This is a genomic window from Pseudomonas sp. P4_B4 (genome assembly GCF_056402255.1).
The window spans coordinates 133,176-149,314 of the sequence record NZ_JBFUHS010000023.1; the positions used below are offsets into that span (position 1 = coordinate 133,176).

12 protein-coding genes are annotated in these 16,139 nt (G+C 59.0%); 1 reads left to right on the forward strand and 11 read right to left on the reverse strand.

All coding sequences use genetic code 11. The features are described 5' to 3' along the window. Positions 1–17: 17 nt before the first annotated feature. Both AC1DVE_RS22400 and AC1DVE_RS22405 read right to left on the reverse strand, forming a co-directional pair. Positions 18–1,628 carry an ATP-binding protein gene (locus AC1DVE_RS22400; RefSeq protein ID WP_223456091.1) on the reverse strand — a complete coding sequence of 537 codons (1,611 nt, stop codon included), beginning with the start codon at positions 1,626–1,628 and terminating at the stop codon, positions 18–20. Next, positions 1,625–2,347 carry a response regulator gene (locus AC1DVE_RS22405; RefSeq protein WP_477784188.1) on the reverse strand — a complete coding sequence of 241 codons (723 nt, stop codon included), beginning with the start codon at positions 2,345–2,347 and terminating at the stop codon, positions 1,625–1,627. Before AC1DVE_RS22405 ends, AC1DVE_RS22400 begins: the two co-directional genes overlap by 4 nt. 741 nt (positions 2,348–3,088) lie before the next feature. Here AC1DVE_RS22405 and AC1DVE_RS22410 point away from each other — a divergent pair. Then, positions 3,089–5,983 carry a ribonucleoside-diphosphate reductase subunit alpha gene (locus tag AC1DVE_RS22410; RefSeq protein ID WP_223456089.1) on the forward strand — a complete coding sequence of 965 codons (2,895 nt, stop codon included), beginning with the start codon at positions 3,089–3,091 and terminating at the stop codon, positions 5,981–5,983. Between the two features lie 109 nt (positions 5,984–6,092). Here AC1DVE_RS22410 and AC1DVE_RS22415 read toward each other — a convergent pair whose 3' ends face one another. The 9 genes from AC1DVE_RS22415 to flgB form a co-directional block, all read right to left on the reverse strand. Next, the gene (locus AC1DVE_RS22415) at positions 6,093–7,298 is read right to left on the reverse strand and encodes an ISL3 family transposase (RefSeq protein WP_223456088.1); all 1,206 of its coding nucleotides are present in this window, start codon (positions 7,296–7,298) and stop codon (positions 6,093–6,095) included. Positions 7,299–7,454: 156 nt separating this feature from the next. Further along, positions 7,455–7,649, reverse strand: a complete 195-nt coding sequence (locus tag AC1DVE_RS22420; protein WP_223456087.1) for a hypothetical protein — start codon at positions 7,647–7,649, stop codon at positions 7,455–7,457. Positions 7,650–8,221: 572 nt separating this feature from the next. After that, entirely contained in the window at positions 8,222–9,598 is a 1,377-nt protein-coding gene (locus AC1DVE_RS22425; RefSeq protein WP_223456086.1) for an efflux transporter outer membrane subunit, read from the reverse strand. A 5-nt stretch (positions 9,599–9,603) separates the two neighbouring features. Further along, positions 9,604–11,622, reverse strand: a complete 2,019-nt coding sequence (locus AC1DVE_RS22430; RefSeq protein WP_223534299.1) for a MacB family efflux pump subunit — start codon at positions 11,620–11,622, stop codon at positions 9,604–9,606. Further along, complete coding sequence (locus AC1DVE_RS22435; RefSeq protein ID WP_223456084.1) at positions 11,619–12,779, reverse strand: efflux RND transporter periplasmic adaptor subunit; 1,161 nt, start codon at positions 12,777–12,779, stop codon at positions 11,619–11,621. The genes AC1DVE_RS22430 and AC1DVE_RS22435 overlap by 4 nt, the downstream gene beginning before the upstream one ends. Before the next feature lie 190 nt (positions 12,780–12,969). Continuing rightward, complete coding sequence (flgE, locus tag AC1DVE_RS22440) at positions 12,970–14,286, reverse strand: flagellar hook protein FlgE (RefSeq protein WP_317848680.1); 1,317 nt, start codon at positions 14,284–14,286, stop codon at positions 12,970–12,972. A 31-nt stretch (positions 14,287–14,317) separates the two neighbouring features. Continuing rightward, positions 14,318–15,040 carry a flagellar hook assembly protein FlgD gene (gene flgD, locus AC1DVE_RS22445; protein WP_223456082.1) on the reverse strand — a complete coding sequence of 241 codons (723 nt, stop codon included), beginning with the start codon at positions 15,038–15,040 and terminating at the stop codon, positions 14,318–14,320. A 15-nt stretch (positions 15,041–15,055) separates the two neighbouring features. Next, entirely contained in the window at positions 15,056–15,499 is a 444-nt protein-coding gene (gene flgC / locus AC1DVE_RS22450) for a flagellar basal body rod protein FlgC (RefSeq protein WP_123432836.1), read from the reverse strand. A gap of 3 nt (positions 15,500–15,502) precedes the next feature. Next, entirely contained in the window at positions 15,503–15,910 is a 408-nt protein-coding gene (gene flgB / locus AC1DVE_RS22455; RefSeq protein ID WP_007988729.1) for a flagellar basal body rod protein FlgB, read from the reverse strand. Positions 15,911–16,139 lie beyond the last annotated feature (229 nt).

The window sequence follows — 16,139 nt, forward strand, 5'->3', positions numbered from 1 at the left end:
TCAGACAACACGAGAGCTCAACGCTTCTCCTGATTGCGCGGCCAGCTCAGGCTGAAGCACGCCCCGCCCAGGCTCTTGCTCTTGCCGATCAACGCGCGCCCGTCATGCCAATGGATGATGCGTCGCACAATGGACAGGCCTAACCCATGGCCTCCAGACGCGCGGGTACGGCTGTCGTCGAGACGCAGGAACGGCGTAAAGATCTTCTCCCACGCTGACTCCGGCACCCCCGGCCCGTCATCTTCGATATCCACCCGGCATCGCTGCTGCCCCACCTGATAGCTGATGGTCACACGTGATTGCGCATGGCGCATGGCATTGCTCACCAGGTTCTGGATCGCCCGGTGCAGGTAGCGCGGCTCGGCCTCGACCCAGGCGTCGTCGTTATCGGCAGCCGACAGACACAAGCCCCGTTGCACCGTGACATCGGCACGCAACGGCGCCAGCTCTTCGATCACCTGATCGACCAAGGCATCCAGATCGATCCGCTGAAAGTTCAGCGCCGGCGAGCCCTGCTCCAACCGCGCGTAGGTCAGCATCTCGTCCACCAGCCGGTCGAGGTCCTCGATGTCGTGGTCCATGCCCTGGCAGTATTTTTCCAGGGCTTGCGGCGTGGTGGCCGAACCGATCATCTCCAGGCCAAAGCGCAGGCGTGCCACCGGCGTGCGCAATTCGTGAGACACCGCGCGCACCAATTCGCGCTGGATCGCCAGCAACTGCTGCAAGTGTTCAGCCATACCGTTGAACGCCGAGGCCAGCCGCCCCACCGAGTCCGCGCCGCGCGCCGGCACGCGGGTTTCCAGGCTGCCCTTGGCAATGCGCGTGGCGGCGGCCTCCAGGCCACGCAAGCGTCGCTCGAGCTGACGCACCAGCAGATAGACGATCAAACCGATCAGTGTCAGGCCCAGCGCGGCGATCAGCACCAGCCATTCTGGCGGATAAGGATTCATCTGATACAACGGGCCGATTTCCAGGACCCACGGCGTACCGACCATGCCGGCAAATACCCGGATCGAATCGCCCCCCTTGCCCAGCGCCATCACCGTGTCACCCTCGGACACCCGGCGGCTCTGGTCTTCGTCCATGTCCGCCTCGTCAACCGTGACCAGGCGCAGGTCGAAGCCGAAGCCCTTGCTTTCCTTCAATTGCGCCAGGCGCAAGGGCTGGTCGGCGACCGGGGTGCGCACCAGTTCATCGGTCAACAGGTAGATGGTCGCCCGGGCCAGTTGCTCGCTGATCTGCTGCACTTCCCCGGTGAGCATCAACTGTTCCTTGTCGCTGACCAGCTTGTAGACCTTCGCCGCGTGCGGCCCGGTCTGTTCCACCAATGCCTGACCGCGCAACACACGGGTGCGCTGGGTCAGGTCGAGGTCGGTCTCGGCAAAGGTTTTCAGCGCCAGCGGAATCCCCAGCAGCCGCTCCCACACCAGCAAGGCCCGGTGGCGCTCGGTCTGGTTCATCGGTTGCAGGTTGTCAGCCATCAGCGAGAACGTGCCGTGGGCCAGGCGCTCGCGGTATTGCTCGCTGCGCACCTCATTGAGCAGGTGCAACGCCAGCACACCGAGCACCGCCACCAGGATCAGCGCGGCGCACATGCCGCCATAGATACGCAGGAAGATCGAGTTCACAGGGACTGGTCTACGCAAGCCTCGGGAACGAACAGATAGCCTTTGCTGCGCACGGTCTTGATCAGCCGTGGATGCTCCGGGTCATCGCCGATCTTCGGGCGGATGCGCGAGATGCGCACATCGATGGAGCGGTCCTGACCGTCATAGCCAATACCCCGCAGCGCGGTGAAGATCTCCTCCCGGGAGAGGATGCGCCCGGCATTGGCCACCAATAGCCAGAGCAGGTCGAATTCGGCGCTGGTCAGCTCGATGCCGTTGCCCTGCAACCAGGCTTCGCGCAAGGCGTTGTCGACGATCAGCGGGCCAAACTGTAGACGTCGCTGTTTTTCCGGGGCGACCTCGGGCGTTTCGCTACGACGCAGCAGTGCCTGGATACGCGCCAGCAGCAGGCGCGGGCGTACCGGTTTGCAAACGTAGTCGTCAGCACCCAGGTCCAGGCCGAGAATCTGGTCAGTATCATCGGTGCGCGCGGTGAGCATCAGGATCGGGCCGTCATATCGGGCGCGGACCTTGCGGCAAATGCTCAGGCCATCTTCACCGGGGAGCATCAGGTCGAGGATCACCAGGTCCGGTTGTTCCTTGATGATGCGATTCGCAGCGAGCGCACCATCCCCTTCGATCGATACACGCAGGCCATTGGCTTCCAGGTAATCGCGGGTCAGTTCGGCCAGTCGCTGGTCGTCCTCCACAATCAATACCTGCCAGGCTTCTTGCTCCACGGGTGACCTCTGCTTGCCAAAAACACCAATAAGGAAGGATCCACCCGTCTTTTTGTAATGATTCGGGGGGATAAAAATGTATACACGCTGGGCCGATTGTATAAACGTCGCCCGTCGAGAACACAAGCGGGTAAATGCGTTCGGACAACAGGGTTTTTTGTGATAGGGTTCGCGCCCTTAAAAATCCGCCCGGCCGTTTTCGATCGTTGAAAATCGCTGAAAAAAGGTCCGGTCCAGCAAGGTCGCGGCCTACACGCCGGTTCCCTCTTTCACACACAATTTACGCACAGGTTTATCCACAGGCAGTACGTTGCAATCGCCCCCCAAAACGCATTATCTTGTAGCCCGGCGCTAAAAAAACCCTAGATGTAGGGTTTTGCGCAAAAAAACCAAACACAAACCAGACACCAATTTCAAGCGCTTTTATTGCCTCTGTCCGGTTGAACCATACGTATTTTTGAAAGACCAAACCGCGCGTGCGGATGGCTACTGTGTTTCGGCCCCGAGTGGTGAAAACGGTACGGGTGTTGCAGTCCCAACTGTCACCTGCAAAGGACCAAGGTTTCAGGCCCAAGGCGTGAGACCAAAGACTTCGGCATGGAAGCGGCGCTCGATAAAGCCCCCTTCCTACTGTCCCGAAGTTGTTATGCCCGGCGCTCGCCGGTTGTAGTGCTTCAGGACGGAACGGTGGGCACCGTGATGGTGCCCAAACAAACATAGAGAATGTGGAGACACTCCCCCATGCAAACCGACACAACTCGCGAGAACCCGCAGGGCACCTTGCCGCAGGCCGCTGATTCGAATTCGGATCTGTCCGCCACCGCGCCTGGCCAACTGCGCGTGATCAAGCGTAACGGCACTGTCGTTCCCTACACCGATGACAAAATCACCGTCGCCATCACCAAAGCGTTCCTCGCAGTTGAAGGCGGCACCGCTGCTGCCTCGTCGCGAATCCACGACACCGTTGCCCGCCTGACCGAACAGGTCACCGCGACCTTCAAGCGTCGCATGCCATCGGGCGGCACCATCCACATCGAAGAAATCCAGGACCAGGTCGAACTGGCCCTGATGCGTGCCGGCGAGCAGAAAGTGGCTCGCGACTACGTGATCTACCGTGACGGTCGTTCGAAAGAACGCGCTGCCCACGCACCGGCCGAGGAAGCGGTCAACGCTCACCCGTCGATCCGCATCACCCGTGCCGATGGCAGCCTGGCGCCGCTGGACATGGGCCGCCTGAACACCATCGTCACCGAAGCGTGCGAAGGCCTGGAAGAAGTCGACGGCGACCTGATCCAGCGCGAAACCCTGAAGAACCTGTACGACGGCGTGGCCCTGAACGACGTCAACACCGCCCTGGTGATGACCGCCCGTACCCTGGTTGAACGCGAGCCGAACTACTCGTTCGTGACCGCACGCCTGCTGATGGACACCCTGCGCGGCGAAGGCCTGGGCTTCCTCGGTGTGGCCGAGAGCGCCACTCACCACGAAATGGCCGACCTGTACGCCAAGGCACTGCCGGCCTACATCGCCAAAGGTATCGAGTTCGAACTGCTGAACCCTGTGCTGGCCACCTTCGACCTGGAAAAACTGGGCAAGGCGATCAACCACGAGCGCGACCAGCAATTCACCTACCTGGGCCTGCAAACCCTGTACGACCGTTACTTCATCCACAAGGATGGCGTGCGTTTCGAACTGCCGCAGATCTTCTTCATGCGCGTGGCCATGGGCCTGGCGATCGAAGAGAAGCACAAAGAAGACCGCGCGATCGAGTTCTACAACCTGCTGTCGTCCTTCGACTACATGGCTTCGACCCCGACCCTGTTCAACGCCGGTACCCTGCGTCCACAGCTGTCGAGCTGCTACCTGACCACCGTGCCGGATGACCTGTCGGGCATCTACCACGCGATCCACGACAACGCCATGCTGTCGAAATTCGCTGGTGGCCTGGGCAACGACTGGACGCCGGTTCGTGCGCTGGGTTCGTACATCAAGGGCACCAACGGCAAATCTCAGGGCGTCGTGCCGTTCCTGAAAGTAGTGAACGACACCGCTGTAGCCGTTAACCAGGGTGGCAAGCGCAAAGGCGCTGTGTGTGCCTACCTGGAAACTTGGCACATGGACATCGAAGAGTTCATCGAACTGCGCAAGAACACCGGTGATGACCGTCGTCGTACCCACGACATGAACACCGCCAACTGGATCCCTGACCTGTTCATGAAGCGCGTCTTCGATGACGGCAAGTGGACCCTGTTCTCGCCGTCCGAAGTACCGGACCTGCACGACCTGACCGGCAAGGCCTTCGAAGAGCGCTACGAGTACTACGAAGCCCTGACCGAGTACCCGGGCAAGGTCAAGCTGTTCAAGACCATCCAGGCCAAAGACCTGTGGCGCAAGATGCTGTCCATGCTGTTCGAAACCGGCCACCCATGGTTGACCTTCAAGGACCCGTGCAACCTGCGCAGCCCGCAGCAGCACGTCGGCGTGGTCCACAGTTCGAACCTGTGCACCGAGATCACCTTGAACACCAACAAGGACGAGATCGCCGTTTGCAACCTGGGCTCGATCAACCTGCCGAACCACATCGTCGACGGCAAGCTGGACACCGCCAAGCTGCAACGCACCGTGAACACCGCCGTGCGCATGCTCGATAACGTGATCGACATCAACTACTACTCGGTGCCGCAAGCGAAGAACTCCAACTTCAAGCACCGTCCGGTCGGCCTGGGCATCATGGGCTTCCAGGACTCGCTGTACCTGCAGCATATCCCTTACGGTTCCGACGCTGCCGTCGAGTTCGCCGACAAGTCGATGGAAGCGGTCAGCTACTACGCGATCCAGGCTTCCTGCGACCTGGCCGACGAGCGCGGCGCCTACGAGACCTTCCAGGGTTCGCTGTGGTCCAAAGGCATCCTGCCGCTGGATTCGCAACAGATCCTGATCGAGTCCCGTGGCCAGAAGTACATCGATGTCGACCTGAACGAATCCCTGGACTGGGCACCGGTTCGCGCCCGTGTACAGAAAGGCATCCGTAACTCGAACATCATGGCCATCGCACCGACCGCGACCATCGCCAACATCACCGGCGTCTCGCAGTCGATCGAACCGACCTACCAGAACCTGTATGTGAAATCGAACCTGTCGGGCGAATTCACCGTGATCAACCCGTACCTGGTTCGCGACCTGAAGGCTCGCGGTCTGTGGGACTCGGTCATGATCAACGACCTGAAGTACTACGACGGTTCGGTGCAGCAGATCGAGCGCATCCCGCAAGAACTCAAAGAGCTCTATGCGACCGCCTTCGAAGTTGACACCAAGTGGATCGTCGACGCGGCAAGCCGTCGTCAGAAGTGGATCGACCAGGCTCAGTCGCTGAACCTGTACATCGCCGGCGCTTCGGGCAAGAAGCTGGACGTGACCTACCGCATGGCCTGGTACCGTGGCCTGAAAACCACTTACTACCTCCGTGCCCTGGCTGCGACCAGCACCGAGAAGTCGACCATCAACACCGGCAAGCTGAACGCTGTTTCCAGCGGCGGCAACCACGGTGACGACTCGGTCCTGGCAGCGCCTGCCGGTCCTGCTCCAGTTCCGAAGGCTTGCGCCATCGACGAGCCGGATTGCGAAGCTTGCCAGTAAGCTGAGCTGACTCAGGCGTTGCGAGACGCCTGAACGAAAAACCCCCGACAGACTTCTGGTTTGCCGGGGGTTTTTCTTTTGTTTTTCTGTCACGTATAAAAATGGTTCTTCACGGATTACCGGGAAAGACGCTCTTGATCTTCATGAAAAAGAATTCGCTGTCCCGGTAACCGTACGCCATCCGTTTGATGACCTTTATTCGATTGTTGATGCCTTCCAACTGGCCCGTATGCATCGGCCAGCGAACACGGCTGACGATGCCCCGCCAGTAACCCTTCAGTCGTTTGGCAAACTGGATCAGAGGCGGTATGTCGCTTTCATGCGCAAGGCGCAGCCATTGCTGCCAGGCTGATCGCCAGCCCCAGGCGGTGCTCGGTGCCCAAAGCGTTTTGAGTTCAGCCTTCATCAAATAGACCGTCATCAACGCTTGGTTGGCCGCCAGCAGATCCTCCAAACGGACCTGTTGCTCCGGCGTTTTCAGGTTCTGCGGGTTGCGCAGCAACAGCCATCGCGCCTGCTTGATGACCTTTCGGGCAGGCTTGTCATGACGTAGCCGATTCGCTTCGTCGACGCGGACTCGATCAATCACCTCTCGGCCATATTTGGCCACCACATGGAAGAGGTCGTAGACCACGCGCGCTTTTGGGCAGTGCTGACGAACCTCCAGGTCAAAGGCGGTGTTCATGTCCATCGCCACCGCTTCGATGCGAGCGCAACCCTCTGGCCCCAGCTCCTCGAAGAATGGCCTGATCGCCGCACGGCTGCGACCTTCGCCAATCCACAGCACTCGCCGGGTATCGGCGTCCAGCACGACGCTGGCGTAACGATGACCTTTGAACAGCGCGAATTCATCCATTACCAAGCGCCGTGGCTGCGCCTTTGGCAAAACACTCAACGCCGCTTGCAAGGCTCGACGCTCCAGCAACCGCACGCTGTCCCAATGCAGCCCGAACAGTTGAGCCACGTGTTTTGTGGGCAGGCGTTCGCAGGCTTGAATGACCGCCTCGGCCAGGCGGCGCGTCATGCGGGCATAGCGATCCAGCCAACTGACGGCTTCCATGCGTTTGCCACAGTCGCGACAACCGACACGTCGGAGCAACACGCTGAGGCGCACTGCTCGGCCGAGAATGGGCAAATCACGAATGACTCGCTGGCAGTACTCATGCGTGGTTGAACAAGGTTGTTGGCAGCCGCCACAGGAAGGAAACCGGGTGGCGTGGGGCGTCAGGTCGATCTGTAGAGCATCGCCATCGGGCTTGATGGTGACGACAGAAAATCCCTCCCAAAAAGGAAGGAAAGTATTAATATCGCGCATAAGAACGCCGGTTTGTTAGATGTGTTTGCTCGCACGAACATCATCAATCAAATCGGCGTTCTTGTTTCTGTGTTTCCCGGGATTCCGTGAAGAACCATAAAAAAGCCCCTTCCAGGAGAAGAGGCCTTTTTTACTTACTTAGTCGTACCGTACGACTTAACGGCAACCGCCATTATTGTAAGGACCGGAGAAGCGAATCCAGCCCGGCGCTTGCGGAACATTACTGCACATAAAGCGACCGGTCGAAGCCGATTGGTACTTCCACCAGGCGGCTGGTTTAGCCTGAACAGCAACAGCGCCAACCAGCAAACTTGCAGCCAAAGTAAGACCCAAACCCATACGCAGTGACATAACGACCTCCATTTCAAAAAGAACGTCCCCCCCTCAATCAGCAAGTTGGCACTTCGCACCCAATCACTCATTGAATTAGAGACTTTAGCAAGAGCACTGCGATTCAGTACCCGTCAATTCATCAAAGACGAAAGCCGCCGCTATTAACTCGATCGACCATAGCCCTCCCCTCGTACGACAAGCCCTCAAACATGCGTAGACAGAGTACCAACTCAACACTTCGGCACTTGGCCGGCAACGTTGAAGTCAGGCATCAATACAAATGTCACACCCACATCAAAAGCTCTATCGACAAAAAGCCGAGCTATCATTTCACCCCTAATGAAAGAGCGCCCACCTTACGCCCCAACCCAACCAAAAACAACATCAATTGGCTAGCAACCATCCACTATCGATTAATTAAACAATAAAAAACAACACTTACACACAAACAAACCCCTACAACCTAAATTGCATAAAAACACCGGGCCATATCAATCAAACGAAACCAACTAAAACCAAACCCCGAACACAATCTTCCTTAATTGCAAAACCATCATCCCAATAACTTGACGTTAATACCGGAATAAAATTTAGTGGCCGAAGCCGCCCCCCAACGCGAGGTACAAGCCCATTTGCGCCTGCAATCGGTCAAAGCGGTTTTGCGCCAGAGTAATTTGCGCCGAGCGACGAGTCTCTTGCAGGTCGAGCCACTCCTTGATCCCCGTCTGCCCACTGCGGTAGCGAATCTCGGCCAACCCTTCAGCCTTGACCGCTGCCGCCAGGGCTTGCTCGCGCAGCGCTCCCTGATTCGCAAACTGTTCCCGCGCCGACAGGGCATCCTCGACTTCGAACAGCGCCACATAGACGCCTTGGCGGAAACCGATGATCGCGGCTTCATAGTCCACCTTCGATATACCGACAGTGTACTTGCGCACGTTCCACTGCAAAAAAGGCAGCGTCACGCCAACCCCCAACACGCCCGCAGGGTCACTCAGTAAATTGTGCAGCTCTCGACTACCTCCAGTGGTCAGACTGCTGGTAAGCGTAAAGCCGGGATAGAAACTTGCCCGCGTTGCATCATAGTTCGACAGTGCCTGGCGCAATCGCCATTCGGCCGCCTGCAGATCCGGACGACGATCAATCAAATGAGCCGGCAACCCCGCCGGCACGTTTGCCAATGTCGCCGCCGGCAATTGCTCAAGCTCGGAGAGCCGGTGTTCCGGCGCTCGATCAAACACAATCGCCAAGGCATTGCGCGCCGCTTCAAGCTGCTGCTGATAGTCGCTCAGTACGGCGCGTTGCGTGGCCAGCACCTGCTCGGCCTGGGCCTCTTCCAGGCGGGATGCCGCACCCGCCAGGCGCTGGGACTGCACTAACCGTAGAGTCTGCTCGGCGTAGCGGATACTCTCCCGGGCGCTGCTGAGCAGCTCGTTGAAAAGCCCGATGCGCCAGTACAGTCGGGCGGTAGTGCCGATCAGGCTCAAAGCACTGGCTCGCCGGTCATACTCGGTCGCCAGAGCTTCCCATTCAGCAGCATCACGCGTACTGGCCAGCCGTCCCCATAAGTCGACTTCGTAACTTATCGCCGTGTCAGTGGTGAACCGACGCGAACTCGAGTTGCCTGCGTGCAGTTTTTTGCTCCAGTCGGCCCCCAGACCAACGTTCACATCAGGGCTGATGCTGGTGCCGGTCAGTCCGGCCTGAAGCGTCGCACGGCGCACTCTGAGAGCGGCGACAGCAAGGTCGTTGTTACGCGCCAGCGCATCGTCGACAAGTGCATTCAGACGCGGGTCGGCAAACGTCTCCCACCAACGCTCACCCGCAGCCAGCGCTCGCCCATCCGAGGCGTCGCCAAACCAGTAGGCCGGCGTTTGCACCGCCGGTTGACGATATTCACTATGCAACAGAGAGCCGCAACCCGATAACCACAAAGGTAACAACAGCGCCGATGCCCATCTGGATTTCATGGACTTCATTCCCGGGCCAACGCATGGATAGGGTCTAGTCCCGCCGCATTGCGCGCTGGGATGTAGCCGAAGAGCACGCCCACCAAAAGCGAACATAGGCAGGCTGAAACCATCGCCAGCGCGGTGAATTCCATGACGATCATCTGCACAAAGTAGCCAAATACCTGACTGATCAATAACGACAGCAGCACGCCCAACAAACCACCCAACAGACACACGAGCACAGCTTCGATCAGAAACTGCTGCAGGATGTCAGCACGCCGTGCGCCGACGGCCACTCGAATGCCAATCTCCCGGGTTCGCTCGGTAACCGACACCAACATGATGTTCATCACGCCGATGCCACCCACCAGCAGAGAAATAAAGGCCACCGCGGAAATGAGCAATGTCAGGGTGTCCGTGGTTTTCTGCACGGCCTTGAGGATGCTGTCGCTGGGGTTGAAGAAAAAGTCCTGACGCCCATGGCGCGCCAGCAACAATGTTTGCAGGGCTTGCTCGGCGGCACCGCTGGCAATCTGATCCTTGAGCCGGACCTTGATCGAATTGAAATGACTCTGCCCCAGCAAACGCCCCATCACGGTCGTATAAGGCAAATAGACCTGAAGACTCGGCCCCGCAAATCCGTCATCGCGACTTTCCATGACCGCGACGACCGTGCACGGCATGCCGCCCACAAAGATCACTTTGCCCAGCGGTTGTTCCCATTCCTTGAACAGCCGTTGTCGAGTGTTGTGGTCGATCACCAGGGTCTGGCCGCGACGCGCGACATCACTGTCGCTGAACGCCACCCCCCTGGCCATGCCGATGCCCATCACCTGAAAGTAATCCTGACTGACGCCGTTGACCGACGCGTCGACGTGCTGGTTGCGATAACGAATCGTCCGACTACCGCTCACCATCGGTGAAACGCTGTCGACCCAGAACTGCGCCTGGATGACCCGTAGATCAACAGCCTGCAAGGTCCGGATAGAGGCGGCTTGCTCATCACCCCAGTCCTTGCCCGGATATACATCAATGGTGTTGGTGCCCATGGCGCTGATATCACGCAACACTCGAGTCTGCGCGCCCTGCCCCAGTGCGACCACCGAGACCACCGAAGCAATTCCGATGATGATCCCCAACATGGTCAGCAATGTGCGCATCCGATGGCTGCACAGGGAAAGCCAGGCCATCTTGAAGACCTCAATGAATCGGCGCCAATGCACCCCGCTCACATCGCGCACGACATGCTGCGCAGTGCTCGCGGGCTCGACAGCCCGCCCCGCAAAGGCTGTTTGGGCGTGGTTGACTTGATCGGCAACGATCTCGCCGTCACGGATTTCGATGATCCGGTCAGTGCACTTGGCCACTTGCGGATCGTGGGTCACGATAATCACCGTGTGACCGTTGCGATGCAGTTCCCGCAGAATCGCCATCACCTCCTCGCCACTGTGCGAGTCCAGCGAACCGGTTGGCTCGTCGGCCAGGATCACCGCACCGCCATTGATCAATGCGCGAGCGATGCTGACACGCTGTTGCTGACCACCGGAGAGCTGCCCCGGTCGATGCTGCAATCGCTGCCCCAGCCCGAGACGCTCAAGCAATGACCTGGCCCGTTGCTGGTGTTCGGCAAAAGGTTCGTCGGCATAGATGGCTGGAATCTGGACGTTGGCTTCGGCACTCAGGTGGGACAACAGATGAAAACGCTGGAAGATGAAACCGAAATGCTCACGGCGCAATGTCGCCAGGTCATCGCTGCTCATCTGCGCCATGTCGACGCCATTGATGCAGTAGCGTCCGGCGCAGGGACGATCCAGACAACCGAGGATATTCATCAGACTCGACTTGCCGGAGCCGGAAGGCCCGATGATCGCCACCATCTCTGCGGCTTCGATCACCAGGTTCACATCACGCAGAACATGAGTCCTGGCCTCATCGTCGGCGAACCAGCGTTGAACGCCTTCAAGTGACAGCAGTGGCAAGGTTCGTGAAGCCTCCTTCAGGGGCTCGACGTTCAAGCTGCCGACGTCGGTCACGCTGCTCATAGAGGCTCCAGCTCCTCACCGAGCACCACCTCGTCGTGTTCCTTGAGCCCGTCCAGCACTTGAACCATCAGGTCATTGCGCAATCCGGTCTTGACCAGCACGGTCTGCGGCTGGCCATCAACCAACCGACGCACCTCATAGCGGCCGTCGGCCACACGCTTGCCAAGTGCCGCCACCGACAGCGTCGTGGTCTTTTCAGCAGAGTTGAGCAACACGCTGACCTGCGCCGTCATCGACGTACGCAGCGAACGATCATCATTGGACACGTCGAACAATGCGTTGTAATACACCGCCGCATCGGCGCCCCCGGACGTCGCACCGCCAGCGCCTTGTGTCGAATCCTGGCGAGCAATGGATTCGGGCGCAGGCTCGACCGCGCGGATATGGCTTTCGAAACGCCGATCCGGGTCCCCCAGAATATTGAAGGACACTGCCTGACCGGCCTTGACTCGCACCACATCGGCTTCGGATATCCGCGCCTCGACCGTCATCCGGTCCAGCCGGGCGAGGATCAGCAACGTCGGCACACTTTGTGCGGAAACGACGGTCTGACCTTGCCTGGTCACTACGGCAATGACCTCGCCGTCCATCGGCGCGCTGATACGCGTATAGCCGAGGTTGACTTCGGCGATCCTGATTTCTATCTCTGCCTGGGAGATTTGTGCCGCCAGGGATGCCAATTCGGCACGGGCGCTTTGCAGTTGCGCCTCGGCCATTTCCAGATCGGCCCGCGATCCGGCCTCAGTGGCAACCAGGCTTTGCTTGCGACGAAAATCGAGTTCGTACTGACGAATCATCGCCCGTCGGGCTTTGTGTTGCGCCCGGACACTGAGCAATGCGGCCCGCGACTTGAGCAACTCATTCTGTGGCAACAGCGGGTCGATTTCGGCCAACAGCTGCCCTTGGCGCACGGTATCGCCCAACCCGGCCTTCAGGCTCTTGAGTTGACCATTGACCTGAGCGCCGACGCTGACTTGCTCAAAGGGCTTGACCACGCCGCTGGCCAATACGGTTTCTTCAAGGTTTTCGACGGTCACCGTGGTGGTCAGGTACTTCTTTGGAGAAGATCCCCAGCCCTGATGCCAGGCAAGCCCGACCAGCAAGGCAAAAAAGGACAGCGTCCCGAAGACGATTCGAGAGCGAGAAAGAAAAGCCATGAAGTATTCGTTGCATCCCTGTCAGTGGTTGGGCGAACCGCTCATTGGCGCCCAGGTCTTGCGTGACGATGCGTGCGAAAACGCCCACGCAAACACCAATGCCGGGCACGGAGGGCCACGGCGCGTGCATTAAACAAGAAAGCCCCTAAAAGAGGAGCTTTCCGTTACAGCTTTTTACAAAGCATCGGTATCAGGTCATCTGAATGATGGTCTGCATGATGGTGCTCTGGGTCGAAATGGTCTTGGCGTTCGCCTGATAGTTGCTCTGGCCCTTGATCAGGTCCACCAGTTCGTTGGTCAGGTTGACGTTGGACTCTTCCAGGGAGTTGGACTGGATGGAACCCAGGGTGCCGGTTTCCGGCGCGTCATAACCCGGGATACCCGATGCGAAGGTTTCCTTCCAACTGGTCCCGCCGATCGCTTGCAGGCCTTGCTCGTTGGTGAAGCTGGCCAGCGCAACCTGGCCGATGGCCTTGTTCTGGTTGTTGCTGAAGTTAGCGAACAAGGTACCGGTGCCGTCGATGGTCAGGTTAGTGATCTGGCCAGTGGCGTAACCGTCCTGAGTCGGGATCGAACGGGCGGTGTCTGCGTTGTACTGAGTGGTCTGGGCCATTGAAATGGTAATACCGGCCGGGTTCGCCGAAGCACCGTTAGGCGTGAAGACACCGTTGGTTACATTGCCTGGTACCCAGCCGGTGAGCTTCAGGTCACTGCGGATCACCGGACCTGGCGGAGTGCTGACTTGAGTCAGCTTGCCAGTGGAGTCAAAGGTCATGGTGGAAGCCACCGGCGCGGTGGTTTTCGGATCGCTACCGGTAGCATCCGGGTTACGACCGTTCACCAGGGTGTAGACCTTCCAGATGTTGGCACTGGTTTTCACCACGTACTGATCCATGGGGTGCATGTTGCCTTGGCTGTCATAGATCGGCGTGCTGAACGACTTGGTGTAGGTCGCGGTATTGGTCGGGTCAAACTTGCCCGCCGCCACTGTGTCGTCGATCACCGGAGCCGTCGAGTTCAGGTTGATGGTCGAGGTCACCAGCGAAGTGGACTTCGGTGCCAGGTTCGAAGTGTCGATCTTCAGGTCGGTCAATACGCCGTTGATGATCTTGCCGTTGGCATCCACACCGTAGCCTTGCAGACGCGAGGTGTAGTCGGTGTTGGTGATGTAACCATCACTGTTGACCTTGAACGTACCGGCACGGGTGTAGGAAATCGAGCCGTTGTTGCTCAGGGTGAAGAAGCCGGAACCGTTGATGCCCATGTCCAACACGTTACCGGTGTTGTTGATGTCACCCTGGGTGAACTGCTGGGACACGTTGGCTAGGCGCACACCGTTACCGATGACCTTGCTACCGGTGCCCAGGCGGGTCGCCGAGTACACGTCTTCGAATTCTGCGCGGGACGATTTGAAACCGGTGGTCGCGACGTTGGCGATGTTGTTGCCGGTCACGTCCAGTTGTTTATTGGCTGCATAGAGACCGCTAAGGCCGATATTGAAAGACATCATCCACTCCTTTGTGCCGTGTTAGTCGGCTCTACATACCAATGGTTTGTACTTTGGACAGGGCAACGCTGCCCAGCCCGGCCAGATTGAGCATCAACTCACCGCCGGTCTGGCTGATGGTCACGCTGTTGACGGTCGCGGGCAGGTTGGTGATCAACGCGACGGACTGGCCATCGATCGTGCTCGTGGCGCCGAAGGTGTAGGTGCCCGCAGGTACCGTCTCACCCGCATCGTTCTTGCCGTCCCAGATGAAGCTGGCATTGCCGGCCTTCTGCGAACCGAGGTCGATGGTGCGCACGGTCTTGCCGTCGGCGTCGGTGATCTTCAGGGTGGCGGACGCCACCGAAGACGGAACGACCACCGTGCCGCTGAGGCTCTTGGTGGTATCGACCACGGCCTTGTCGCCCGGCGCGATGACCGAACGCCCCACCAGCGACGATGCCTGCAAGGCCTGGGACGAGTTGTAGTTGCTGGCCAGGCCGGTCACGGTGCTGTTGAGCGTGGTGATGCCTTCCAGGCTGCTGAACTGCGCCAACTGGGCCACGAACGCGCCGTTGTCCTGGGGCTCCAGCGGGTTCTGGTTTTTCAGCTGGGTCACCAGCAATTGCAGGAACGCATCCTTGCCCAGCGCCTGGTTGCCCGTGGCGCTGCCGGTTGCGGACGCGAGGCCGTCAGTCGTGGTGCTGGTCTTGATCGAAGAGTTGGCCAGGATGTCGTTGAGGCTCAAACCACTGGTGGAATCGGTAACACTCATCTGAGTCGCCCCTTATCACTGACCGAGGGTCAGGACCTTCTGCATCATGGTTTTGGCGGTGTTCATCATTTCGGCGTTGGTCTGGAACGAACGGCTCGCGGAAATCATGTCAGCCATTTCCTCCACCACGTTGACGTTCGGGTAGTAGACGTAGCCCTTGGCATCGGCCGCCGGATGGTTCGGCTCATAGCGCGCTTCAAGATTGCTCTGGTCTTCGACCACACCCAGCACCTGAACGCCCTGACCGGCGGCGTCCTGGCTCTGGAACAGCGAGTCACTGCCGCCGTTCTGCCCGCCCTGGAACATGGTGGCGAATACCGGGTGACGCGCACGGTAGGTCTGGTCGATGCTCGACGAGACCGTCTCGGCGTTGGCGATGTTCGAAGCGACGGTGTTCAAGCGCGTGGTCTGCGCACTCATGCCGCTACCGGCAATGTTGAAAACACTGGACAGAGACATGGCTTACTCTCCACGCAGGGCTGACACCAGCCCTTTGAATTTACTGTTGAGCAGGGTGAAGCTGGCCTGGAAGCCAATCGCGTTTTCCGCGTAGTTCGACTGTTCCAGCTGGGCGTCCACGGTGTTCTGGTCGATCGACGGTTGCATCGGGGTGCGATACAGCAACGACTCGTCGCCATTGCCCAGGCCTTCAGCTTCGATGTGACGGCTGTTGGTCATGTTCAAGGCGAAGGTGCCGTTTTTGGTTTTCTCGTTCTGCTCGGCGAGCACTTTCGAGAAGTCCAGGTCCCGAGCCTTGTAGTTCGGGGTATCGGCGTTGGCGATGTTGTTGGCCAGGACTTCGGCACGCTGGGCGCGGAAGCCCAGGGCTTGTTCGTGGATACCGAGCGCTTTATCGAAGCTGATGCTCATGTCGGGAAACCTTCGGGTGACCTGATTTTTCGTAGGATCAACTTAGCAAGCCCCATGCCAATTCAAAAAACCCCGGAAACCGGGGCTTTGCCGGCCATGGCAACGCGGTAATGCCAGAAAAGCGGCAACGGTTTTCCGCCGGATGCCGCTTTTCTGCCGCTTGATCCACTTTCGAGAACACCACCTAACAACTGTGGGAGCGGGCTTGCTCGCGAAAGCGGTGTGTCAG